The 23225-nt window shown below is 67.4% G+C and carries 21 protein-coding genes; 9 read left to right on the top strand and 12 right to left on the bottom strand.

All coding sequences use genetic code 11. The annotated features are described in order from the left end of the window. Positions 1-53 precede the first annotated feature (53 nt). On the bottom strand, positions 54-833 hold the full coding sequence (locus EQ874_RS17710; RefSeq protein ID WP_064063150.1) for an alpha/beta hydrolase: 780 nt from the start codon (positions 831-833) through the stop codon (positions 54-56). A gap of 674 nt (positions 834-1507) precedes the next feature. Between EQ874_RS17710 and EQ874_RS17715 the strand changes: the two genes are divergently transcribed. The 3 genes from EQ874_RS17715 (at position 1508) to EQ874_RS17725 (ending at position 4847) form a co-directional block, all read left to right on the top strand. Next, positions 1508-2341: a 3-oxoacyl-ACP reductase family protein gene (locus tag EQ874_RS17715; RefSeq protein WP_129977602.1), complete on the top strand. Its 834-nt coding sequence runs from the start codon at positions 1508-1510 to the stop codon at positions 2339-2341. Between the two features lie 46 nt (positions 2342-2387). After that, positions 2388-4271 (top strand): ketoacyl-ACP synthase III, encoded by a 1884-nt coding sequence (locus EQ874_RS17720; protein WP_129977603.1) that lies wholly within the window; start codon positions 2388-2390, stop codon positions 4269-4271. A 189-nt stretch (positions 4272-4460) separates the two neighbouring features. Continuing rightward, the gene (locus tag EQ874_RS17725) at positions 4461-4847 is read left to right on the top strand and encodes an excalibur calcium-binding domain-containing protein (protein ID WP_016694206.1); all 387 of its coding nucleotides are present in this window, start codon (positions 4461-4463) and stop codon (positions 4845-4847) included. Positions 4848-4930: 83 nt separating this feature from the next. On the opposite strand, the gene EQ874_RS17730 is transcribed toward EQ874_RS17725, so the two are convergent. From EQ874_RS17730 to EQ874_RS17745, 4 genes are read right to left on the bottom strand one after another with little or no spacing between them, the layout of a single operon-like run. After that, positions 4931-5644, bottom strand: coding sequence for a maleylpyruvate isomerase family mycothiol-dependent enzyme (locus EQ874_RS17730; protein WP_129977604.1), 714 nt, complete (start codon positions 5642-5644; stop codon positions 4931-4933). A 12-nt stretch (positions 5645-5656) separates the two neighbouring features. After that, positions 5657-6478, bottom strand: coding sequence for a fumarylacetoacetate hydrolase family protein (locus EQ874_RS17735; RefSeq protein ID WP_016695623.1), 822 nt, complete (start codon positions 6476-6478; stop codon positions 5657-5659). A gap of 5 nt (positions 6479-6483) precedes the next feature. After that, positions 6484-7554, bottom strand: a complete 1071-nt coding sequence (locus EQ874_RS17740) for a cupin domain-containing protein (protein ID WP_016695624.1) — start codon at positions 7552-7554, stop codon at positions 6484-6486. Positions 7555-7612: 58 nt separating this feature from the next. Further along, positions 7613-8470 carry an IclR family transcriptional regulator gene (locus EQ874_RS17745; protein WP_129977605.1) on the bottom strand — a complete coding sequence of 286 codons (858 nt, stop codon included), beginning with the start codon at positions 8468-8470 and terminating at the stop codon, positions 7613-7615. Between the two features lie 117 nt (positions 8471-8587). Here EQ874_RS17745 and EQ874_RS17750 point away from each other — a divergent pair, with 117 nt between their 5' ends. The 4 genes from EQ874_RS17750 (at position 8588) to EQ874_RS17765 (ending at position 13492) form a co-directional block, all read left to right on the top strand. Then, positions 8588-9775, top strand: coding sequence for an aromatic acid/H+ symport family MFS transporter (locus EQ874_RS17750; RefSeq protein WP_129977702.1), 1188 nt, complete (start codon positions 8588-8590; stop codon positions 9773-9775). An 84-nt stretch (positions 9776-9859) separates the two neighbouring features. Beyond that, positions 9860-11056: an FAD-dependent monooxygenase gene (locus tag EQ874_RS17755; RefSeq protein WP_129977606.1), complete on the top strand. Its 1197-nt coding sequence runs from the start codon at positions 9860-9862 to the stop codon at positions 11054-11056. A 171-nt stretch (positions 11057-11227) separates the two neighbouring features. Continuing rightward, on the top strand, positions 11228-12385 hold the full coding sequence (locus EQ874_RS17760) for a helix-turn-helix transcriptional regulator (protein ID WP_129977607.1): 1158 nt from the start codon (positions 11228-11230) through the stop codon (positions 12383-12385). A gap of 3 nt (positions 12386-12388) precedes the next feature. Then, positions 12389-13492: a glycosyltransferase gene (locus tag EQ874_RS17765; RefSeq protein ID WP_129977608.1), complete on the top strand. Its 1104-nt coding sequence runs from the start codon at positions 12389-12391 to the stop codon at positions 13490-13492. 70 nt (positions 13493-13562) lie between these two features. Here EQ874_RS17765 and EQ874_RS17770 read toward each other — a convergent pair whose 3' ends face one another. Continuing rightward, positions 13563-14018: an SRPBCC family protein gene (locus tag EQ874_RS17770; RefSeq protein ID WP_129977609.1), complete on the bottom strand. Its 456-nt coding sequence runs from the start codon at positions 14016-14018 to the stop codon at positions 13563-13565. Between the two features lie 74 nt (positions 14019-14092). Further along, positions 14093-14893 carry a DUF5602 domain-containing protein gene (locus EQ874_RS17775; protein WP_129977610.1) on the bottom strand — a complete coding sequence of 267 codons (801 nt, stop codon included), beginning with the start codon at positions 14891-14893 and terminating at the stop codon, positions 14093-14095. Between the two features lie 246 nt (positions 14894-15139). On the opposite strand from EQ874_RS17775, the gene lhgO reads away from it, so the two are divergent. Then, the gene (gene lhgO / locus EQ874_RS17780; protein WP_129977611.1) at positions 15140-16336 is read left to right on the top strand and encodes an L-2-hydroxyglutarate oxidase; all 1197 of its coding nucleotides are present in this window, start codon (positions 15140-15142) and stop codon (positions 16334-16336) included. A gap of 87 nt (positions 16337-16423) precedes the next feature. Beyond that, complete coding sequence (locus EQ874_RS17785) at positions 16424-17083, top strand: SDR family oxidoreductase (RefSeq protein ID WP_064065110.1); 660 nt, start codon at positions 16424-16426, stop codon at positions 17081-17083. Positions 17084-17153: 70 nt separating this feature from the next. Here the strand turns inward: EQ874_RS17785 and EQ874_RS17790 are convergent, their stop codons facing one another. From EQ874_RS17790 to EQ874_RS17810, 5 genes are all read right to left on the bottom strand, one after another. Further along, entirely contained in the window at positions 17154-19052 is a 1899-nt protein-coding gene (locus EQ874_RS17790) for an FAD-dependent monooxygenase (protein ID WP_129977612.1), read from the bottom strand. A 2-nt stretch (positions 19053-19054) separates the two neighbouring features. After that, positions 19055-20395, bottom strand: a complete 1341-nt coding sequence (locus EQ874_RS17795; protein ID WP_129977613.1) for an MFS transporter — start codon at positions 20393-20395, stop codon at positions 19055-19057. A gap of 152 nt (positions 20396-20547) precedes the next feature. Next, positions 20548-21480: a LysR family transcriptional regulator gene (locus EQ874_RS17800; protein ID WP_129977614.1), complete on the bottom strand. Its 933-nt coding sequence runs from the start codon at positions 21478-21480 to the stop codon at positions 20548-20550. 30 nt (positions 21481-21510) lie between these two features. Next, positions 21511-22860, bottom strand: coding sequence for a permease prefix domain 1-containing protein (locus EQ874_RS17805; protein ID WP_129977615.1), 1350 nt, complete (start codon positions 22858-22860; stop codon positions 21511-21513). After that, positions 22860-23222: a PadR family transcriptional regulator gene (locus EQ874_RS17810; protein WP_064065106.1), complete on the bottom strand. Its 363-nt coding sequence runs from the start codon at positions 23220-23222 to the stop codon at positions 22860-22862. Before EQ874_RS17810 ends, EQ874_RS17805 begins: the two co-directional genes overlap by 1 nt. Between the last annotated feature and the right edge of the window lie 3 nt (positions 23223-23225).

Genomic DNA, 23225 nt, shown 5'->3' on the forward strand with positions numbered 1-23225 from the left:
CACTTCCGGTGGGGTCTCGTCGTCGTGGGGGCCGGAGCGATGCTACGAGGTCGTCATTCGAGACGCGTACGGATCCACTCGACCAGGATCCGGGCCACCTCGTGCGGCGCCTCCGGCACGAGGGCGTGCCCACAACCCGGCACGACGGCCGTGGAGACGAGTTCGCTCCCGAACTCGTCGACGAGCTCACCTCGGGTCTCCGCGGGCCGGAAGACGTCCTCTTCCGCCTGTACGTCGAGCAGAGGTGACGACGCCACGGTCCACCACGATTCCTTGTCCGTCGCGGCCATCGCGGCCCGCTGCGACACGATCGCCTCGGGCCACCACCCGTCGAGCCACACCGCCGGATCGTGCCCTTCGGCGAAGAAGACGTCGCGCAGGTGCACGAGCCGTTCGCCGTCGGGAAGCGACAGGTCGGAGCACTTGGCGACACGCTCGGTCAGCGAAGCCGGGAATCGGCGGGCACCGGCGGCGAGCACGGCGACCCCCCGGACGAGGTCGGGCCGGTCGGCGGCGAGTACCCGGGCCACGTAATGCCCGAATGCGTGGCCGGCCACCACGGCGGGTGCGGCGTCGAAGTTCTCGATGACGCCGGCGACGTCGCCGGCGAGGTCGTGGAGGTCGAGGCCGGCCATGGGCCCGCGGCTGCTTCCGATACCTCGGGGTTGCGGTCGCAGAGCGGTGAATCCGGCTGCCGCGAGATCGCCGGCAATGGGATCGAATTCGTAGGAGTCGCGTCCCAGGGAAGGAAGCAGGACGACCGCCGGCCCTTCCCCGTCGACACGCACCTCGAGCTCCGCCACGGGTGTTTCGACAAGACGAGTGCTGCTCACGGGGCCATCCTCTCACCGCCGGACGAGCTGTGCTTCGACACAATCACCCACGGTAGTGTCGAGGATCACACCGGCACGGGTGTGGCTCGTTCTCGAACGGGGAATGCCGAGAGGCGCACGGCCGGCCGGACTCGGGCGGCACGCAGTGCGCCCTCCCCGAGCAATGGCCGGCGGCAATCCCCCCGGCCGAGCATCGTCTCCGAATCGATTCTGCCGAAACGCATTTCGGAACATTTCGTGAAGACCGATCACGTTCACGCCATGTGCACACAGTTGTGGCCGACTCCCCGGTAACACGGTGTGCCATTCCGGAACGGCCCGATTCGTGCAGGCTGTACGTCCAGGTCGGCTACGGACATTCAGCATGTTCGTACCGTGAGGTAACCCCGCATGAACTACATATCTCGTTGTCGCACAACATTGTTCGAGACATTCGGACAAATTGCCGAAATTCGAAGCTCGAATTGTTCCTGGTGACAACATGTTCGACGTGATGCATGATTGTTTCCGCAGGGAGATACGAGCCAACGAGGGCTCGTTTCACGGGGACACGCGTTCGAGTCAGGGGGATTCGAAACGTGCTCCTCCACAGGGAAATCAATGCGCAGGGGGCGTTTGTGCGACGTCGGCGACCAGCCGCGCCCGTCGCCCCCTCGCACAGCGAGGAGATCAGCATGACCAGCACCATCGAACCCACCTCACAGATCGCTGCCGGCGGAAACAAGCTCCGCGGACGCGTCGCCTTCGTCACCGGCGGCACGCGCGGCATCGGAGCGGCGATCAGCCGCAGCCTGGCGAGCCAGGGCGCCACCGTCGCCGCAGGTTACGGACGTAACACCGCTCAGGCGGACCAGTTCCTCGCAGACCTGAACGACAACGGCCGCAAGGACGTCCGCTACTCGGTGCATCGCGGCGACGTCGCCGACGCCGACGACTGCCGGCGCACGATCGACGAGGTCATCGCCACACACGGCCGCCTGGACATCCTGGTCAACAACGCGGGCATCACCATCGACCGCACGGTGCTGAAGATGCAGGACGAGGACTGGGACACCGTCCTCGGGGTGAACCTCTCGGGCGCGTTCTACCTGGCACAGGCAGCACTGCGGCACATGCTCGAGCGCGGCACCGGACGCATCGTCAACGTCTCCTCCGTCATCGGTGAGACCGGAAACATCGGTCAGGCCAACTACGCGGCGTCGAAGGCCGGTCTGTTCGGCCTCACCAAGACCCTCGCCAAGGAAGCGGCCTTCTACCTGGCCAAGAACGACAAGCTGGATCCGAACGGCATCGGCGTGACCGTCAACACCGTCACTCCGGGCTTCGTCGCCACCGAGATGGTCGAAGCCATCCCCGAGAAGGTGCTCGCACGCATCACGGACACCATCCCCGTGAAGCGACTCGCCGACCCCCAGGAGATCGCCCGGGTCGTGCACTTCCTCGCCGCCGACGCCTCCTCGTACATCACCGGTCAGGTGTGGGGTGTCAACGGCGGGTTGGACATGTGATCCGGCTTTCCCACCACAACTTCGAATCGAACGGTCCCTCTCGCACATGCAGCCCTTCGAGCTCAACCGGCACGGCCGAATCGTCTTTCCCTCCAATTTCGTTCCCGAACTCGACTTCTCCACGCTGAGCAGCGTCGAACATCTCGACGCCGTCATCCGCCGCGACTTCGACACCAAGGCACCCACGGTCTCGGAGATCCTCGCCCGGCACGAACTGGGTAATTACGGTTCGAAGTTCGAGATCATGCGGGACATGGCCCTCAACGTGTTCTGGGCCGACCGCTTCGCCCTGATGATGTTCGAGCGGCGGGTCACCCGCTGGGGCGACGTGCCCCGTAACCGTGACGACGTCTACATGCCCCGCCTGACTCCCTGGCCCGAGGCCGAGGAGCGGTTGGGGGCCGTCGAGGAGGCCTACCGCTCGCTCCCCCGCGCCTGGGACAGCGCCGCGGAGGATCACATCTTCGACCGGCTCTTCGCGGTCTTCGGCTCGCGACGTCATTTCGCCGGCGACCTGCCGAGCGTCAAACCCACTGTTGCGCAGCTGCTCTCCGATCCGGAGAACATCACCCTGCGTATCCGCCACTACGATCCGAACCACCCCGTGTTCGGATACGACGAGATCCTCGACTGCCACGAGGACGTCGCCGAACTCGAGGCCCTGAGCCGGTGGTCGATGGTGCTGCACAACCAGCAGCCCTGGGACGGAAACGAGATCGAACTCGCCCGGGTGGCGGATCTGAAGGACGACGACTACGTCGTGGTGTCGCACCCACGCAATCGTGAGGTGCAGCGGTTCATCAACCGGGTCGCCTCCGGGAAGACCCGCAAGGCCACCTCGTTCACGCGGCACGAACCGGTTGCCCCGTCGACGCCCTACCCGGCCGTCGACGTGCGCTCGGAGTTCCCGGTCGCACCGCGCATCGATGCGATCGCGGTGGCCCACGGCGATCAGGTGTGCACCAACGAGGACCTGATCCGGAACACCGCCTACAACTGGTCGCCGATGTCGGCCGACGAGATCACGGCGAAGACCGGGATCGAACAGCGCCGGTACACCTCGGGGACCTTCGAGGAACTGGCCCTGATCGCGGCGAAGCAGGCGGTCGCCCACGCCGGTATCGGTCCGCAGGACATCGGCGCGGTCATCACCTGCACGTGCACGAGCGGACGGCTGATCCCGTCGCTCGCCACGTGGATCTCGGGTGAACTCGGTATCGGTCAGACCCATGCCTCGTTCGACCTCATCGCGGCGTGCGCGGGCATGCCCTACGGCCTGGCCGAGGCGACCCGCATCCTGCAGCAGGTGAAACGTCCCGTCCTCGTGGTGTGCGTCGAGAAGTTCTCGGACAAGATCGGCAACGTCCGGCCGTCCCGCATGATCTTCGGTGACGGTGCCGCGGCGATCGTCGTCTCGCCCGCCGCCGAGGGCGATGCCCCCGATCTCGAGTTCTTCAACAGCTACGCGAGCGGTCCGACGAGCGAGGTCAACTCGATCATCTGGCCGAACCCGGACTTCGACAACTTCATCACGGTCTACGGACCGGAGGTGAAGACGCTTGCCGGTCGTTACCTGGCGCAGATGCTCGACGAGATCAAGGCCATCCCCTCCCCCGACGACGCCGAGCGGTCGCTGCTCGACGACATCGATCTCATCGTTCCCCACCAGGCGAACAAGACGATGGTCATCGAGCTCGCCGCGAACGCGGGACTCTCGGCCGACCAGTTGTACTTCAACATCGAGAAGGTCGGCAACACATCGTCGGCGAGCATCCCGCTCGCGATCCACGACGCCGTCCGCGACGGGGTGATCACCGAACCGGTGCGCATATTCGCCCCCGGCTTCGGTGCGGGAGCGGTGGCGGGTTACACCGTCATGCGGATCGACCCGAAGGTGGTCGTGCCGTTCGAGACGACGGACGCCGGCTGACCGGCGTACGACAGGCATCCGGGCCGTCCCCCGGCAGGCCCGGAGTACATCGGCCCGTTCGCGACATCCGGTCGCGAGCGGGCCGATCGTCGTCTGCGACCTGGCGACGTAACATCCGCGACATCCAGGCCGACATTTCGTTCGGATCCGGCACATCGGATCCGGACGAAGTACAGAAAGGCCTCGCGCATGAAGTTCCGCCGCATCGTCGCTGCGACGCTGGGGTGTGTGGCTCTGACGGTCGCCGCACCCTCGACCGCCAGCGCCTTCCCTCTCGTGGACCTGCTCCCGAAGGGCATCGCCGATCTCGTTCCGAGCGGATCGTTCAATCCGTTCGCTCCGCCGCCGGCGCCTGTTCCGGCTCCCCCGGCCGCGCCTGCACCTCAGGCGGCTCCGCAGGTCGCACCGGCTCCCCCGGCTCCCCGTCCGGCTCCGTCCGCACCGAGCGGCGGGTTCAAGAACTGCACCGAGGCATGGAACGCGGGCGCTGCTCCGGTCCACCGCAACGACCCCGGATACGCTCCGCGTCTCGACCGCGACAACGACGGGATCGGGTGCGAGCGCGATCCGCGCTGATCGGTCCGTCCGATGAACGGGCGAAGGCCCTTCCATCCTCCAGGGGACGGAAGGGCCTTCGCCCGTTCGTACGTGCAGGAACCTCAGAGCCACCGCGGCGGCGTGAGTTCTCCGCCGGCGACGCCGACGGCTCCGCGACCGGCCGCCCAGCGGACGACACCGGCGAGATCGCCTCGGACGGTGTGGGTGGTCTCGGCGTCGCCGTTCACGCGGACCGCCTCGCGTCCCTCGACCTCGAGCGCGATGCCCGCGCCGAGATCCTTCTTGCGCCACATTCCGACGATGTCGTCGAGCAGCGAGTCGAGGATGATGGGCGGGAAGTCGCCGAAGCGACCACCGTTGTCGAGATCGACCGCGTGGATCCACACTTCGCGCGTGCGCATCCAGGCGGTCTCCTCGGCCGGCACGAGCCGGCCCTGCGCAGTGCGCACCTGCGCCTGCCACGCAGTCTCCGGCAGCTGCCGCCACTTCTCGTCGAGACGGGCAACGGTGTGTGAGAACAGGTTCCGCAGAGCAGGGGGATTCAGCGTCGCGCCCTCGGCGATCTCCTGCGCCCGTTGCTCGGTGGAGGAGTACATCGGTGTCTCGACACCGGTCGCCGCCCAGTCCATGAGCCGGCACAGCGCTGCGGCGTTGTAGCCGATGTGCGCGACGAGATGCCGGCGCGCCCACCCTTCGAGCAGGGTGGGACCGTCGAGTTCGTCGTCGGTCAGCTCGGCCAGGCGCTGAGACAGGTAGGCCGTGCCCCGCCGGGCGATAAGGAGTCGCTCGGACAGGTCAAGATCGTTGAATCCCACGGTCGGCTTCTCCTACTTGATGATCGTCTTGTTCCGGACGGTGCCGAGGCCCTCGATGGTGACCTCGCAGACCTCGCCGTTGCCGATGTACCGCGCGGGCTTGCGGGCGTGGCCGACACCGCCGGTGGTGCCGGTGATGATGACGTCGCCGGGCTGCAGGGTCACGATGTGCGAGATGTAGTCGACGAGCTTGGCCGGGGTGAAGACCAGGTCGTTGGTGTTCGACGACTGCATGACCTCACCCTCGAGGCGGGTCTCGATGGCGGTGCCGAGCTGGTAGTCGGTGTCGAGGAAGGGACCGAAACCGCTGGTCTTCTCGAAGGTCTTGCCCTGATCCCACTGCAGCGTGCGGTACTGGTAGTCGCGCATCGTGTAGTCGTTGATCACGGAGTAGCCGGCGATGTACTCGGCGGCGTCGGCCTCGGAGACCTGGTAGGCCTGCTTGCCGATGACCACGGCGAGCTCGGCTTCCCAGTCGAGCTGCGAACCTGCGTAGGCGGGAACGACCACGTCGTCGTAGGGGCCGGTGAGGGCTTCCTTGAACTTCGAGAACAGGGTCGGGTACTCCGGCAGGTCGCGGCCCATCTCCTTGATGTGGGTCGCGTAGTTCAGGCCGACGCACACGATCTTGCCCGGGGCGGGGACGACCGGGGCGTAGTCGGCGGAGCCGAGGTCGACGGTCTTTCCGGATGCCTGCTCGGCGACCGACTTCCAGTTCTGATCGGCGAGCAGTGCGGACAGGTCGGCGTAGCCGTCGATGACGGTGGCGCTGGAGTCGCTGTCGACGCGGACGGCGGCGGTGCCGCCGTCGAGGCGGAGGGTGGCGAGACGCATGGGGTTCAGGCTCCTTCAGAGATGATGGTGCGGTTGAAGTGCAGACGTTCGACGATCGGCGCGTCGGAGAAGGCGAAGAGATCGACACCCTTGTCGGTCTCGAGCGACCACTCGACCCAGGACGGGACGACGATCATGTCGCCCTTGGTGACGTCGTGACTCTTGTCTGCGAGATGGAAGCGGCCCTCACCGTCGAAGACCTGGAAGACCACGGATCCGACGTCGCGGCGGGCGCGGGTGTGCGCGCCGGCGCGCAGTCGGTGGAACTCGGCGCGGATCGTCGGCATGACGTCGCCGCCGGTGGTGGGGTTGGTGTAGCGGACTGCGGCGTGGCCGGGTTCCGGGGTGGCGGCGTAACCCTCGTCCTCGAGGGCGAGCTGCTCGTTCAGCGCGCGGTCGGTGTGCTCCCAGCGGTAGCACGCGATCGGCGAGCTGGTCTTGCGGTCGAGACCCACGAGCGGGCGCAGACCGGGGTGGACCCACAGTCGCTCGGACCGGGAGATGTCCGGGGTGCCCTCGTCGGTGACACCGTCGGAGCCGAACTCGAAGAACCCGGTGTCGGTGTAGTGCACGAACGGGATGTCGAGGCCGTCGATCCACGCCATCGGCCGATCGGTCTCGTTGTGGTGACCGTGGAAGTTCCAGCCCGGGGTGAGCAGGAAGTCGCCGCGGCGCATGGCAACCGGGTCTCCGTTGACCACGGTCCACACGCCCTCACCCTCGACGACGAAGCGGAAGGCGTTCTGGGAGTGCCGGTGCTCGGGAGCGGTTTCCTTCGGGCCGAGGTACTGGATCGCCGCCCACAGCGTGGGGGTGACGTACGGGACGCCACCGAGACCCGGGTTCGCGAGCGCGATGGCGCGACGCTCACCGCCGCGGCCGACCGGCACGAGATCTCCGGCGCGCTGGGCCAGCGGGTACAGCGTCGACCACTTCCAGACGAAGGGGACGGCCTTGGACGTCGGGACCATCGGCATCAGGTCGCCGATCTGGGTCCACAACGGGTTGAGGTGTTCGGTCTCGAAGTCGTCGTACAGCTTCTGGAGCTCGGGATCGACAGGCTCGGTGGCAGTCATGAAATCTCCTTGTCCGGCGTTGTCTCCAAACTAGGGGCGCCGGAACCGGGGAATCCATCTATTTCTGCACAGTGGAATTCGGGACGTCCGGACCGGCGATATCGGCGACGTCGACCTCGATGCCCCGCACCGCCGCCTGCATCTGCGCGACCAGCCTTCCGCGCAGATGCTGCCGGTAGCGGGTGACCGGCACGGCTACCGTCAGGGCACCGATCGCAGTGCCCCGGCCGTTGCGGATCGCCACCCCGATCGCCGCGACACCCTCCTCCGTCTGCTCGACGTTGACCGCGAAACCCAGCTTGCGTGCCGCCTCGAGTTCGTGCGCGAACTCCTCGAACTCCCCGATGGCCATCCGGCGGTCGGTCTCGTAGGCGGGGCTCGGCCCCTGACTGATGTGGGGCTCGTCCGCGGGTCGCAGATAGAGCTGTTCGAGCACCGCACGGGGAAGCTCGGCGAGCAGGATCCGTCCGCCCGCGGTGAGCTCGGCGGGGAGCACCTGACCTCGGCGATCGCCCACACGCAGGATCGATGCCGCCTCCGCCGTCCACAGGAAACGCGCCTGCGAGCCCACCCGGATCACGAGGTTGACGGTCTCGTCGGCGAACGTGGCGAGAGCTTCCATGTGCGGGCGACAGAGGTCGGTGAAGTCCCGCGTCCACCCCTGACTGGCCGGGCCGACGCCGAGCGCCGGCCCCGGGTGGTACATCCGTTTCTCGTCCTGCACGGCGAAGCCGCGATAGACGAGCATCGCCAGCAGACGGTGCGCGGTGGACGGCGCCGTGCCGAGTTCCGCGGCCGCGTCCTTGAGCCGGATCGCACCCGCATCGCGGAGCAACTGCAGCAGCCGCAACGCGTTGTCGACCGACTCGAGCATGTAGGTCGGCTTGCGGATCGTGCCCATCGGCTTATTCTGCATAGCAGAACTTTATTGCATCGCCGGGCGGCGCGCGCCCACCGTTGAAGAATGCATCTGGAGAACGAGGCTTCACCGACGCGGGCCGGAGGCAACATCACACTCCCCCGTGCTCACGTCATGGCGGTGATCGTCTGCTGGCTGTTCGTCGTGTTCGACGGCTACGACCTCATCGTCTACGGCAACGTCATATCGAGCCTCCAGGGCGAGTGGGGCATCAGCGCCTCCACCGCCGGTACCCTCGGAAGCCTGGCGTTCGTGGGCATGATGATCGGCGCGGTCCTCGCCGGCCGGCTCTCCGACGCGATCGGACGCAAGAACGCCGTCATCGGCTGCGTCGTCGTCCTCTCCGTCTTCACCGCCCTGTGCGCGGTGGCACCCGGGCCCGTGATCTTCGGTCTCCTGCGCCTCGTCGCCGGTATCGGACTCGGCGGACTCGTACCGACGTCGAACGCTCTTGCCGCCGAACTGGTGCCGGACAAGTGGCGCGCCGCGGTCGCGACGATGATGATGTCGGGCGTCCCGATCGGCGGCTCGATCGCCGCCCTCATCGGCATCCCGGTCATCCCCAACTGGGGCTGGCGCCCGATGTTCGCTTTCGCGCTGATCCCCCTGCTCGTCCTCGTCCCGCTGGCGATCAAGGTGCTGCCGAAGCACGCCGTCTCGAACGCCCATCCGGACAACTCCGCGGGTGGTTTCAAGGAACTGCTCGGCTCGCGTTTCCGCACCATCAGCATCATGTTCGCGGCCGTCACCGTCGTGACCCTGCTCGCCTGGTACGGCCTCGGCACCTGGCTGCCCAAGCTCATGCAGGGCGAGGGCACCGATCTCGGCAACGCCCTCACGTTCTCCCTGGCCCTGAACCTCGGCGCCGTCGCCGGTTCGTTCATCACCGCCTGGGGCGGCGTCCGCTGGGGTTCGGTCCCCACCAGCATCATCGCCGCGCTCATCGCCGGCGTCGCCCTGCTGACCCTGCTGCTCGACCCGCCGGTCGCCGCGGTCTACCTGATCTTCGTCCTCGCAGGTGTGGGCACCCACGGCACGCAGGCACTGATCATCGCCGCGGTCGCGTCCTACTATCCCGACCACCTGCGCGGTACCGCCCTCGGCTGGGCCCTCGGCGTCGGACGCATCGGTGCCGTCGCGGCCCCGCAGATCGGTGGCTGGCTGCTCGCCGCCGGCCTCGGTGCCCACTCGAACTTCGTCCTCTTCGGTGTCAGCGCCCTGATCTCGTCGCTGCTGCTGACGGTGATCTGGAAGAAGTTCCCCGCACGCCACGAATCGCTCCGCCCGGTCTCCGCTCACTGATCACACCGCGGTCGATCGCGCCGCGATCGATACGCGCTGACCGCGCCCCGTTCCCCTCTGCTTCACACGATCCGAAGGAGTGTCATGTCCGATCTGAAGGACGCTCGAGTTCTCATTGCCGGTGGCGGCATCGGCGGTGTCGCCAATGCCCTCGCTCTCGCGCAGAAGGGCGCCCAGGTCACGCTGTTCGAGCGTGCCCCCGAGTTCGGTGAGGTGGGCGCAGGACTCCAGATCGGCCCGCACGGCTCGCGCATCCTGCAGTCGCTCGGTGTCTACGACGAGGTCATCGCGAAGGGCGTGCTGCCCAAGAACCTCGTCTTCCGTGACGCCGTGACCGCGGAGATCCTCACGAAGGTCGATCTCGGACGCGACTACCAGCAGCACTACGGCGGTGTGTACTTCGTCGTGCACCGCTCGGATCTGCACTCCGTGCTCGTCGAGGCGGCCCGCAAGGCCGGAGCGGATCTGCGGACGAACTCCACGGTGACCGACGTGGTCACCGAGGGCGACACCGTGCGGGTGATCCTGGAGAACGGTGAGGAGCACGTCGGCGACGTCGCGCTCGGGATGGACGGGCTGCACTCGCGTCTGCGCCCGAAGCTCTCCGACGACAAGCCCGTCGGCTCGGGTTACGTCGCCTTCCGCGGCACCTTCCCGATGAACGAGGTTCCGCTCGAGGAAGAGATCGAGGACGTCGTCGGTTACATCGGCCCGCGCTGCCACTTCATCCAGTACCCGCTGCGTCAGGGCGAGATGCTCAACCAGGTCGCGGTGTTCCAGTCCCCGGCCTTCCTCCGCGGTGAGGAGATGTGGGGCAGCCCCGAGGAACTCGCCCACGCTTACGACCACTGCCACGAGAGCGTGCAGGCCGCACTGAAGTACCTGTGGACCGATCGCTGGTGGCCGATGTTCGACCGCAACCCCATCGACAACTGGGTCGACGGCCGGATGATCCTGCTCGGCGACGCCGCGCATCCGCCGCTGCAGTACCTCGCATCCGGTGCCGTCATGGCGCTCGAGGACGCCCGGTGCCTCGCCGACTACGCGGCCGAGGATCTGCAGGGCGATACGAAGAACTGGCCGAAGATCCTCCAGGACGTCAATGCCGAACGCGCACCGCGCTGCAACCGCATCCTCACCACCGGCCGTATGTGGGGCGATCTGTGGCATCTCGACGGTGCCGGTCGCGAGGCCCGCAACGAGCTGTTCCGCATCCGCGACACGTCGAGCTACAAGTACACCGACTGGCTCTGGGGCTACAGCTCCGACCGCAACCGCTGAGCGGCGATCACGCTAGGCGAGCGCTGATCACACAGCGGCGCAGAGCAATTCGTCACTTTCCGGACAATGCCGTCCCCAATCCACGGATCGGGGACGGCATTCGCCGTATATGCGGCGTTCGTCCCGCGCCCAAGGGTGTCCGAACGTCCGTGACCAGCACATAATGAAAATATGACCGCGGCACGGCAGACGTCGATGCTCCGCAGGGAGGTTCGGGACATCGCTCTCGGAACCGCCGATCCCGCCGAGTTCCGGCACGCCGTCCTCGACACGATCCGGCGGCGCATCCGCTACGACATCGGATGCGTCGCCCTCGTCGATCCGGCGAGCATGATGTTCACGGGCGTAACCATGCTCGATGCCGACGACCCCTCCGGTCGCGCTGCTGAGACGGTGGCGCACATCGAGTACGGCACGTCGTGTTTCGCGAACACCTACGGCAGGCTCGCCCGGACACGAACCGGTGTCCAGACGATCCGCGAGGCCCTCGACTGCGACATCCGCGATGCCCTGCCCTACAACGAAATCCTCGAACCTCAGGGGATGGACGACGAAGTGCGACTCGTCTTTCGGGGTCGCGACTGCCGCGTCTGGGGCGGAGGCACTCTCATGCGCGGTCCCGGCCGTCGCTTCGACGCCGAGGAGGTGGCGACGCTCGCGGGATGCGTGAGCGAGATCGGTGACGGACTCCGGTTGTCGCTGTTGCGCGGATCCCCTCTACTCGCATCCGACGAATCGCTTGCCGGTTCCGGACCGGCGGTCGTGGTCGTGGGAGCGGACAACGAGACCGAATCGGCCACTCCCCAGGCGACGGAGTATCTCGAGCGTCTCGGCTACGAAGGTTCCTTCATGCTCCTCGCCGTGGTGATCGCTGTTCGATTCCGATACGAGGGCACGGCAGCGCGTGCCGTACGTGCCCGCACGCAGGACGGTCAGTGGCTCGTCCTCAGGGCCGGGTCGCTGGACGGCCGAGGAGAATCGGCCCGGATCGTCGTCGCCATCGAACCCGCACAACCTGCTCAGCTCGTGGCCCTCACGGCCGCGCTCCACGGCCTCACCGAGCGAGAGACCGATGTCCTCGCGCGCGTTCTCGCGGGAGAATCACGCACCGAGGTCGCACGTGGACTGTTCATCAGTCCGTACACCGTGCAGGACCATCTGAAGAGCATCTATGCGAAGACCGGTGTGGGCAGCCGTCAGGAACTCGTCGCACGGTTGTTCTTCACCCACTGTCTCCCCCGGATCGGTACGACGGTCGGACCGGACGGGTGGTTCGTCGAGAAGCCGGACCCGAAACACGTCCCGGTCGATGCGCAGCGGAAGAGGTGAAACGTGGCACGCATCCTGATCGTCACGTTGGAGGGTGGCGGGAACTACCCGCCCGAAGCAGCGCTCGGACGCGAGTTGCATCGCCGCGGACACCACGTGCGGGTGCTCGGACACGAATCGCAACGGAAGGTCGCGGAGGACGCCGGTCTCGTCTTCTGCAGCTATCGTCACTCACCGACCTGGACCCCGCACGTCGAGCTGAGCACTGCGAAGGTGCTGACCATGGCCCTCGCCATGACGACGGACCCCGCGGTCGCCCGGGACGTTCACGACGAGATCACCAGGGAACCGACCGATCTGGTGATCGTCGACTGCATGTTGTTCAACGCCCAGGACGCGGCGGCGCGCACCGGAGTGCCGCACGTAGTGCTGTTCCACACCTTCTTCTCCGCATTCGACGGTTCGTTCCGTCACGGGCCGTTCGGGATCGGCGCGCGTCTGCGCGGCCTGGGTCCGAAGCGGCTGTGGGAGCAGGCCGACATGCGGTTGGTGTGCTCGGATCGGGTGCTCGACCCGGCCGGGCGGCGGCACACGAACGGTTCGCTGATCTGGACGGGTGCTATCCACGACGCGAAGGCCGCCGCGGTCGGACGAACACCGCCGCGAGTACTCGTCAGCCTGAGCACGGCGGGTTTCCCGGGCCAGCGCCGTACCTACCAGAGCATCTTCGATGCGGCGGCGGAGATGGACGCCGAGTTCGTCGTCACCACCGGACCTGCGATCGATCCCACCGGATTGCGCGTACCGCCCAATGCGGCCGTCCACCGGTACGTTCCGCACCACGAGTTGATGCCGACCTGCTCGGTGGTCGTGGGGCACGGTGGGCATGCGACGGCCTTCCGGGCACTGGCCCACGGTCTTCCGATGCTGATCATGCCCATGTCCGCAGTGACGGATCAGGCGATGATCGGTCGCGAGGTGGCGAAGGCCGGTGCGGGCATCCGCCTCCGGAAGACCGCGTCGCCCGAGCAGGTGCGCGCTGCCCTGAACAGTCTGCTGACCGAGGACGGGTATCGCACGGCGGCAGGGGAACTCGGCGCTCGGCTCCGGCGTGTCGACGGGGCATCGGCAGCGGCCGATCGAGTTCTGACGCTCGTCGACCACTGACGAACAGACCACTGACGAGTGCACGCGAAGCGACCGGCACCCCCTGACAGGTGCCGGTCGGGACTTCATGTCACCCTTCGTCCGCATCCCCCTCCTCCAGGAGCTGTTTCGCGTGTTCGAGGTTGTTCCGCACATCGCGTGCGTACAGTTTCTCCACCACGGGCTGAGTGAATCTGCCGAAGAAGCTTCCGACGTCCTCGGTGTCCTGGTGGAAGGTGACGCGGGTTCCCGTCTCCACCGGCGCGAAGCGATAGACGGTCTCGTACCGGATCGGGCTCTTCACGCTGCGGCGGTGCTGGGCTCTGCCGGGCTCGACCCGAGCCAGTTCCTCGGTGAGTTCGATTTTCCGTCCGGCGACCTTGACGATGGCACGCGCGAGCGATCCCTCCTTGCCGCCTTCACCCGAGACCAGTTCGTAGTCCATCACATTCGTCATGTACACCGGAGCGCTCTCCGGGTCGGCGAAGAACGCGAAGACCTCGTCGACAGGTTTGTCGATGACGACGGATTCCTCGGTTACGGGCATGACATTCCTCCGTTCGGATTGATTTCGCACTGAACGATTCCTGTGTCTCCGCAGGGTTCTCACGGACATCGCGATCAGGACGCCTGACGCGGAACCATCCCTTCGAGGGCGATGTCGTATTCCTGTGCCTGCTCGTCGAATCCGACGCTGTAGACGGTGGGATAGTAGGCCGAGTGCTGATAGGCGGCCGGCAACTTGATCTGTTCGCGGATCGCCGGACGTGTGAGCAGCCACTCCCGTGTCATCATCGGTTCCATGAATGTGTAGTCGCCGTCCCACGATCCGTTGATGAAGGTCTCGGTGAAGTTGTAGACGCCGGGGACCATTCCCTCCGTGACGTCGAGCCAGTGCACACCCATGAGCGGTACCGCCAACTGGGAGGCGAGCATGCCCGGCGGGGTCACGTAATCGACGGGCATGTACTTCGGGTCCGGAAGCCGTGCCGCGCGGTCGGCGTAATCGGGTGTGGCAGGGTCGATCCGTTCGATCGACGCCATGTCGGTCATGTAGAAGTGCACGTCGAAATGCGGCTTGCCGAACAGCACGGTCGGGTCGTGTCCACGCGGATTCCAGTTCAACATGACGTGGTCGAACACCGTGTCGGACGCCTGAACGGGCAGGTGCAGCATGTACATCCCGTCGGCATCGGGCAGTCCGTCGAGGACAGTCGGCGAGAGACGGATGCCGACAGCAGTCGGAGCGCCGTTCGCGTCGAGAGTGGCATACGCACGCGCAGTTCCGTCGCCGACGCTCACGGCCTGACCGAAATGCAGGTGGGCAGGAGCGGGCACCGCCGAGGCCACGCCTGCCATCGCCACGGCGAGGCAGGTCGCCACGAGCAGAGCAATGGAACGACGTGATCGATATTTCTTCATGGTGATATCCGATCGACGAGGGTTCTCGATGAACCCCTCTCTTCCGTGAATTCAGTGTCGGCCGGGGTCGGGTGCCTCGACCATCCCTCACTCGGGGGATTTCGCCGAGTGTTCCGGTCAGAACTGCTTCGAACAGTGCCGTTTCCCCTACCCGGATCGTGCTCGTCGGCGAGGCGTCGCGGCATATACTCGCCGAACTGCAGGCGGACGTCACGATCCGCGGAGAACAGGGAGCGGTCCTCGAGTATGCGCAATCTTCGCGTCGCGGTGGTCGGTGGGGGCATCATCGGTGCCGCGACCGCCCGGCAACTCGCCCTCTCGGACGCCGACGTCACTCTGTTCGAGAAGGAGGACCGGCTCGCCGCGCATCAGACGGGGCACAACAGCGGCGTCGTGCACGCCGGCCTCTACTACACGCCTGGAAGCCTCAAGGCCCGGTTGTGCAGGCGCGGAGTGGAGTTGTTGCAGGCATTCACCACAGAGAAGGGCCTGCCCTACGACGAGTGCGGCAAACTCGTCGTCGCCCTCGCCGAATCGGAACTCGGCCGGCTCGACGCGATCTTCTCGCGGGCCACGGCGAACGGGGTCCCCGGTATCGGACGTATCGGCGCCGACGAGATCACCGCGATCGAACCGCACTCCGTCGGGATCGCAGCCCTGCACTCCCCCCACACCGCGATCATCGATTTCGTCGCCGTCACCCGTGCGCTCGCGGACGACGTCGCCGCCGCTGGGGGCACGGTGCGGACCGGCACCACCGTGACGGCGATCCGCGAGACGGGTGAGCAGGTCGTCGTCGACATCCCGGACGATCAACTGGCCTTCGACCTGGTGATCACGTGCGCGGGGCTGCAGTCCGATCGACTCGCACACACCTCCGGCGACACCCGCGACCCGCGTATCGTCCCGTTCCTCGGCGACTATCTGCTGCTCGAACCCGAGGCGGCGACGAAGGTGCGCGGGTTGATCTATCCGGTGCCCGATCCCCGCTACCCGTTCCTCGGAGTGCACCTCACCCGCCGCATCGACGGAGAGGTGATGGTGGGGCCGAACGCCTTTCTTTCCCCCGGTCGCGAGAGCTACCGCGGCCGGCGCGGATCGTGGCGGGATCTGCGCGACGCCGTCGCCTGGCCCGGTTTCTGGCGGTTCGCCGCTCACAATCTGCCCGCAGCGGGTCGGGAACTGCGCACGGCCGTCAGCACTCGACGGTTCGTCGCCGACGCAGCCGCGTACATGCCCGGATTGACCATCGACGACGTGCGGCCGGGACCGCGCGGCATCCGCGCCCAGGCGATGAACTCCGACGGAGGTCTCGAGGACGACTTCGTCGTCACGGGGCACAGACGGGTCGTGCACCTGCGCAACGCTCCGTCGCCGGGGGCCACCTCGTCGATGGCGATCGCCGAGTATCTCGTCGACCGCGCACTCGAACGTATCGGCTGATCATGCGGTTCGCCGTGGACGTCACGGTTCGCGGTGGCCGGTTCGGGGCATGCAGCACGGGAACCATTCGATCGTCGGGAGGTCTTCATGGCACGAATCGCACTCTTCGGAGGACACGGCAAGGTCGCACTGCATCTCGAGCGGCTGCTGGCCGCTGCCGGTCACGAGACCAGTGCGTTCATCCGTAATCCCCATCATGCCGACGATGTACGCGCTGCCGGTGCCACCCCCGTCGTGGCCGACGTCGAGAAGATGGACATCGCCGAGATGACCGAGTTGCTGCGCGGCCACGACGCGGTGGTCTGGTCCGCAGGTGCGGGCGGAGGGAATCCCGAACGTACCTATGCGGTGGACCGGGACGCGGCGATCGCCTCGATGACCGCCGCGCAGGAGGCCGGGGTGCGCCGGTACGTGATGGTGTCGTATTTCGGAGCCCGCCCCGACCACGGCGTCCCCGAGGACAACAGCTTCTACGCCTATGCCGAGGCCAAGTCGGCGGCGGACACGCATCTGCGGGGCACCGACCTCGACTGGACGATCCTCGGTCCGAGCGCGCTGACCCTCGATCCGCCCACGGGCCGCATCCAGATCGAAGGGCACGGGGCGAGAGACAAGGGGCAGGTCTCGCGCGCCGACGTCGCGGCCGTCGCCGCAGCGGTACTCGAGCGCCCGGAGACGGTGGGTCGCACCATCGAGTTCGACAACGGTGACGTCCCGATCGACGAGGCACTCGACGCGCTGAGGTAGTTCCCCGTCCAGCAGTCCGCCCCCGGTAGCAGGGGGCAACCGGGGGCGGACATACGAGCGATCCGATCACTCAGGCCTGCGGGGCGAGTTCCTCCACGCGCAGCGGCGAGGTGTCCGCGGCGGCCGCGATGGCCTCCTCGAACTGCCGGCGTTCGACCTGCGAACCGAGCACCAGCGCCAGTCGCGCCAGGAAGCCCTCTCGGTCGTCCTCGGCGGCCTGGTCCAGGGCGGTCGACAGACCGAGCCAGACGTTCTCCCGTCGCTGATCGTCCTCGGTGACCTGCTCGGCGGGCCGGGCCGGGAGTTCCGCACCGACAGGAGCGGCACCGGAGCGCAGGGACGCCGCGACACCGTCCAGGTCGGCGACCGGCACGCGGCACAGCAGCAGACCGTCGGGGCGGATCACGAAGACCTCACCGGCCCTCGCGCCGAGTGCCTCGACGAGATCGGGCGCATCGAGGAGCGTCACACCGTCCACCTCTGCGCTGCCGACGGCCAGGGCAGCGACGCTCTCGGGGGCGAGCGCCTGCGCCAGGCTCGTCGCAGCGGCAGCGAGTGCGGCCGAACCCGCGGTGTCGAGGTCCACACCGAGTACCGCGAATCCGGTGCCGCGCGCGTCGTTCAGCGACGTCTCGCGACCGGCGATGCGGATCCGGCGGTCCTCGACGGGATCGCCCGGCAGCACACCCTCGGTTCCGGGGGCGACCGGCCAGGTCAGCGGCGACAGGCGGGCGTGCGTGGCGCTGGACTGACGCGGGTTGATCAGGTGCCCGAACTCGGGGCGTCCCACGGCGAGCGCGAGGATCGCGTCGCGCGTGGTGCGGTAGCCGTGGCTGCCGGGGCTCATGATGAGCGTGGACTTGCCGGCGTTGGCGATGTTCTGCTCCCACGCGTTGTGGCGTTCGGACGAGTACGCCTTCAGCAGGGCGGGTTCGGCGTTGCCGTTCACGACCGCGGCGAGTTGCCACGCGAGGGTCTCGGCGTCCTCCATACCCGAGTTGAGGCCGCGCACACCGAAGATCGGCACGAGATGCGCTGCGTCACCGGCGAAGAGCAGGCGATCGTGGGTGAACTCGTCGAGGGCGAGCGCGCGGGCACTGTAGAAGCCCTTCCACTCCAGGGTCCACGGCAGGTCGTTGCGCAGCCAGTCGAGGTGTTTGGCGATCCGGGTGCGGATCGCGTCCTCCTGAGTCTCGATCTCGGCGTCCTCGGACGGGTCGAGCTGGTAGTCGATGCGCCAGATGTTGCCGGGCTGCTTGTGCATGATGATCGTCGAGCCGGGGTTGCTCGGCGGGTCGAACCAGACCATGCGCTCCGCGGGAAGATCGGACTCCCAGTGGATGTCGGCGATGACGTAGCGGCCCTCGTAGCTGGTGCCCTGCAGACGCAGTCCCGCGAGCTCGCGCATGCGGCTACGGCCGCCGTCGGCGGCGACGACCCACCGTGCCCGCAGATGGCGCTTGCCCGCGGCGGTGTCGATCTCGAGGGTGACCTCGTCCTCGCCACGCAGGATCCCGGCGATCGGCGCCTGCCAGTGCAGTGTGACGAGCGGGTTCTGCTCGATGGTGTCGACCATGATCTGCTCGAACTCCGACTGGGAGACGTTGACCATGGGCGGGCGGACGTCGAAATCACGCTGCGGCATCTGGAAGTGCAGGACCTGCCGGTCGCGGTAGAAGCTGCGGCCACCGACCCACGGCAGCACGATCTTCTCGAGTTCCTCACCGAAGCCGAGTCGTGCGGCGGCCTCGAGGCTGTGGCGGGAGATGCAGATGGCCCGCGAGCCGAAGGACACCTGGTCGGCGGCTTCGAGGATCGTGACGGGCACACCGCGCTGGGCCAGACCGAGGGCGACGGCCATGCCGACCGGACCGGCACCGACCACGACGACGGGCAGCGTCTCGTCGGCGGGAGTCATCGACTCGAATTCCGACGCGGGGTACGTGGGCGGTTGGTAGTAGGTCGACATGGTCAGGCACCTTCCTCGGGAGAACGGCGGGAGTCGGTGGTGTTCGCGTGCCCGGCGGACGGCACGCGCAGCAGCAGGATGCTCATGAGGCTGATCAGCGCGATCAGCACGAAGTAGCCGGTGATGGACATCGAGGTGCCGGTCGCTGCGAACAGGGAGGTCGCCACCATCGGTGCGAGACCGCCGCCGAGGATCGCGCCGACCTGGTAGCCGAGCGACGCACCGCTGTAGCGGATCTTCGCCGGGAACAGTTCGGCGAACAGCGCCGACTGCGGGCCGGCGCAGCAGCCGAGGGTGAACCCGAGACCGACCATCGCGAGGAGCATGACCGGAAGGAGTGCGGTGTCCATCAGCGGGAAGAACAGGGCGGCCGCGACGACCAGTGCCGCCGACGACCTGATGTAGACGGTGCGGCGTCCGACCAGGTCCGAACGCCATGCGCTGAAGGCCATGCCGGCCATCCAGAACGGGCAGGAGGCGATCAGCAGCGTGAGCATCGTGGTCTTGCCGAACCCGAGCGTGGCCTCGCCGTACTTGAGGACGTAGACCATGTAGGCGTAGGCGATGCCGTTGGTGGCGATGAAGGTGCCGCCGGCGAGCAGCACGGTCTTCCAGTGCTGCGTGAGCACCTCGAGGATCGGCATCTTCTCGTCGACCGGTGCGGGTGCATCCTTGGCGGCCTTGAATTCCGCGCTCTCCTCGAGACCCAGGCGGATCCACATGGCGACGAAGACGAGGATCGCCGAGGCGAGGAACGGGACACGCCAGCCCCACGCGTCGAACGTCTCCTCGCTGAGGAAGGCGGTCAGCGGCAGGTAGACCAGGTTCGCCAGCAGCACGCCCGCAGGGACACCGAGCTGCGGCGCTGCACCGTAGAGTCCGCGCTTCCCGGCCGGGGCGTTCTCGGTGGCGACGAGCACCGCTCCGCCCCACTCGCCACCCACGCCGAGGCCCTGGACGAAACGCAGGGCGACGAGCAGGACCGGGGCCGCGACGCCGATGGCCGCGTAGTTCGGGAGCAGGCCGATCGCGACGGTCGCGAAGCCCATCAGCAGCAGCGAGACGACGAGCATGGACTTGCGGCCGATGCGGTCACCGAAGTGCCCCATCACGACGCCGCCGATGGGGCGTGCGATGAACCCGACCGCGAGCGTGGCGAAGGCCGCGAGCGTCCCGGCCACGTCGGACGAACCGGGGAAGAACTGCGGGCCCAGCACGAGTGCCGCTGCCGTGCCGTAGATGAAGAAGTCGTACCACTCGATGGCGGTGCCGACGAAGCTGCCGAGTGCGGCTTTGCGTGCGGCTCTTGCCGACGTCTGCTGCGTCGAGTCAAGGACGGTCATGTTCGTGCCCTCTCCGGCGGTCGATCCGAGGCATCCGATCGACGAGCGTTCGGACGCAATGGACCAATCATGAGAGCGGTCACATCGTTTGCAAAGCGCACAAAGTCGGTGAATATTCACGGAAATTCCGCGAATACGGACATTCGTCCACGTCAGAGGGCCTGCACGGTCCGTGCGACATCCACGACGAAGTCGGTGAACGTCTGGGCCACACGGCTCGGGAGGGCGTCCTTGCGCCACGCGAGCACGACCCGCACGGGTTCCGGAGCCGGATCGACGACGGGCAGCAGGACGAGTGTCCGGCCCTCGTAGGTGACGTCGACGGCGGGTCGCTGCACGAGCAGGGTCCACCCCAGTCCGCGGCCGACGAACGATCGCGCCGTCTCGAAGGTCTGGGTCCGGTACGCGACGGACGGGGTGAAGCCCGCCTCGGCGCACACCCGCAGGGCGTGCCCCGAACTCGGCGGAGCGTCGAGGAGCACCATCGGTTCGTCGGCGAGGTCGCGCAGGCGCACGTGCGAGGCCCCGGCGAAGGGATGATCCGCCGAGACGAGCACCATCGGCTCGCGCACGTCGAGGGTGACCGTCTCGAGTCCCGGTTCGAGATCCAGGTCGTAGAGGAAGGCCACGTCGAGTTCGTGCGAGTCGAGCAGCATCCGCAGACGAGTCTGGGTGTCCTCGCGGAAGTCGACGTCGGCCCGGGGATGGGCGCGGGTGAACTCGGCGATGAGCGCGGGCAACAACGTCGGAGCCAGTGAGAGGTAACACCCCACCGCCACCGGGCCGACGACGTCGCCCGCCTCCGAGCGCGCATCGCTCTCGAGTTCGCTCGCGTGGTGCAGCAGCATCTTCGCCCGTTCGAGCACCGCGTGACCGGTCGGCGTCAGCTTGACTCCGCGTGCGCGTTGCCGGACGAGGAGCTTCACCACCAGAGCCTTCTCCAGATCGGTGATCGCGGACGACAACGCCGAGTGCGAGATGTGCATCGCGTCGGCGGCCGCGGTGATGGTGCCCCACTCGGCAACGGCGACGAAGGCCGCCAGTTGCCTGATCGTGTACGTGGGCACCGCGTCCGTCCTGCGCATGCTCCTACCGTAGCCCCGGGCCGAGGACGCTCAGACGAACCGGAAGAGGGGTGGAATCACGACGACGGCCAGCACCGCCCACCCGCAGTAGACCGGCAGGTACCGCATCTGCCACCGCTCGACGGCCGCGAAACCGGAGCGTCCCCGCAGGAACGAGACACCGAGCCGGCCCGCCCACACCAGATTCACCATCAGGACGAGGTTCAGGCCGAGCGCGGTGACCTTGTTCGCGGTGAAACCGAACTCGGCGATGCGCGTCGTCATCGCGGTGAGCATCAGCAGATCGACAGCGAGCGCCGCGGCGATCAGCACGACCTGCAGCAGATCGAAGACGTCCGGTGCAGCATGCGGGTCGCGGGCCGAGATCGAGTACAGCAGGAGCCCGAGGACCAGCACGAGGATCAGATCCATGAGGATCAGCAGGCCCCGGTCGACGTCGACGACACTGTGGGAGGCGACCACCGCGACGAACAGTGCGACCAGCATGACGATCGTGACGGGTGTGAACACCCGGGTGAGAACGGGCGCGATGTTCTCCACGACCTGCTGTTTCGCTTCGACGAGCCATGCCGCGACGACGATGGCTCCGGCCGGCGCGAACGGGGCGATCCACTGTTCGAAGAACGGTTCGAGGTCGATCTCCAGGGCGCTGAAGGCACCGGCGGTCAGCCCCATGAGCACACCGCCCCCGAGCGCGAGCAGCGCCAGGTACACGGCCCATTCCCCGGTGAAGCGCACGAAGTCCATGCGTCGGCGATGGGACCGCCATTGTCCTGCGACGTAGGCCGCGCCCACCACGAACCACAGGACCACCGGGGCGTGGATCGCCGCGATGATCTCGGTGGCACCACCCGGTTCGAACGGGAACACGTTGAGCACGACCGCCGAGAGGACGAACGGAACGGCAAGAAGCGCACCGCTCTTCGGGCTCATCTCCCGTTTCCACGCGAAGTACAGCGCGAGGAACGGCAGGACGAGCACGGCGGCGTTGCGCAGGAGCGCGGCCTCGGGAAGCCATTCGAGCCCGGCCCGGACTGCCAGTCCGGCACCGAGCGCGCAGGCGAGGACGACCGCGAGTTCCCTACGGCGACGCGGGGTTCCGGATTCCTCCCCGCCGCGGCGGGTGAGGACGAGTTGCTTCCACAGCCGGTCGGAGTGCTCCTGGGCGAACTCGCGGGAGATCTCGTCGAGACCACCCATCCTGCCGACCGCGACCAGGAACGCCTCGTCGGCCGTCAATCCGACCGACACGAACTCCGAGATCTGTTCGCGAAGATGGTCTTCCATCTCGTCGATGTCGGAGGACGAGATCACGCGACGGTCGGCGACGTAGCGGCGCCAGCCGGCGATCCGGGATTCGAGATGCGCGTCGAGTGTCATCACGACCACCCCGGCGCGGCCGCGGGAGGCAACTGGGCCGACTGCCACACCTGGTGCAGCGCATCGGCGACGACCGTCCACTGCGCCGCCCGTTCGGCGAGAACCTCGCGACCCGCATCGGTGATGGCGTAGTGCTTGCGGCGGCGCCCGTTGTCGGCGACCCGCCAGGTGGCGGACACGTGCCCCGCCCGCTCGAGGCGGTGCAGGAGGGGATAGAGCATCCCGTCGGTCCATTGCATCCGGCCCTGCGACAGCTCGTTGACGCGCTTGATGATCGCGTACCCGTACGACTCGCCCTCGGCGAGGATGCCGAGCACGAGCGGGGTGGCGGAGGCGGCCACCAGATCCTTCTCGATGAACATGTC

This window comes from Rhodococcus sp. Q1 (genome assembly GCF_004153645.1).
Taxonomy (GTDB): Bacteria; Actinomycetota; Actinomycetes; order Mycobacteriales; family Mycobacteriaceae; genus Rhodococcus; species Rhodococcus gordoniae.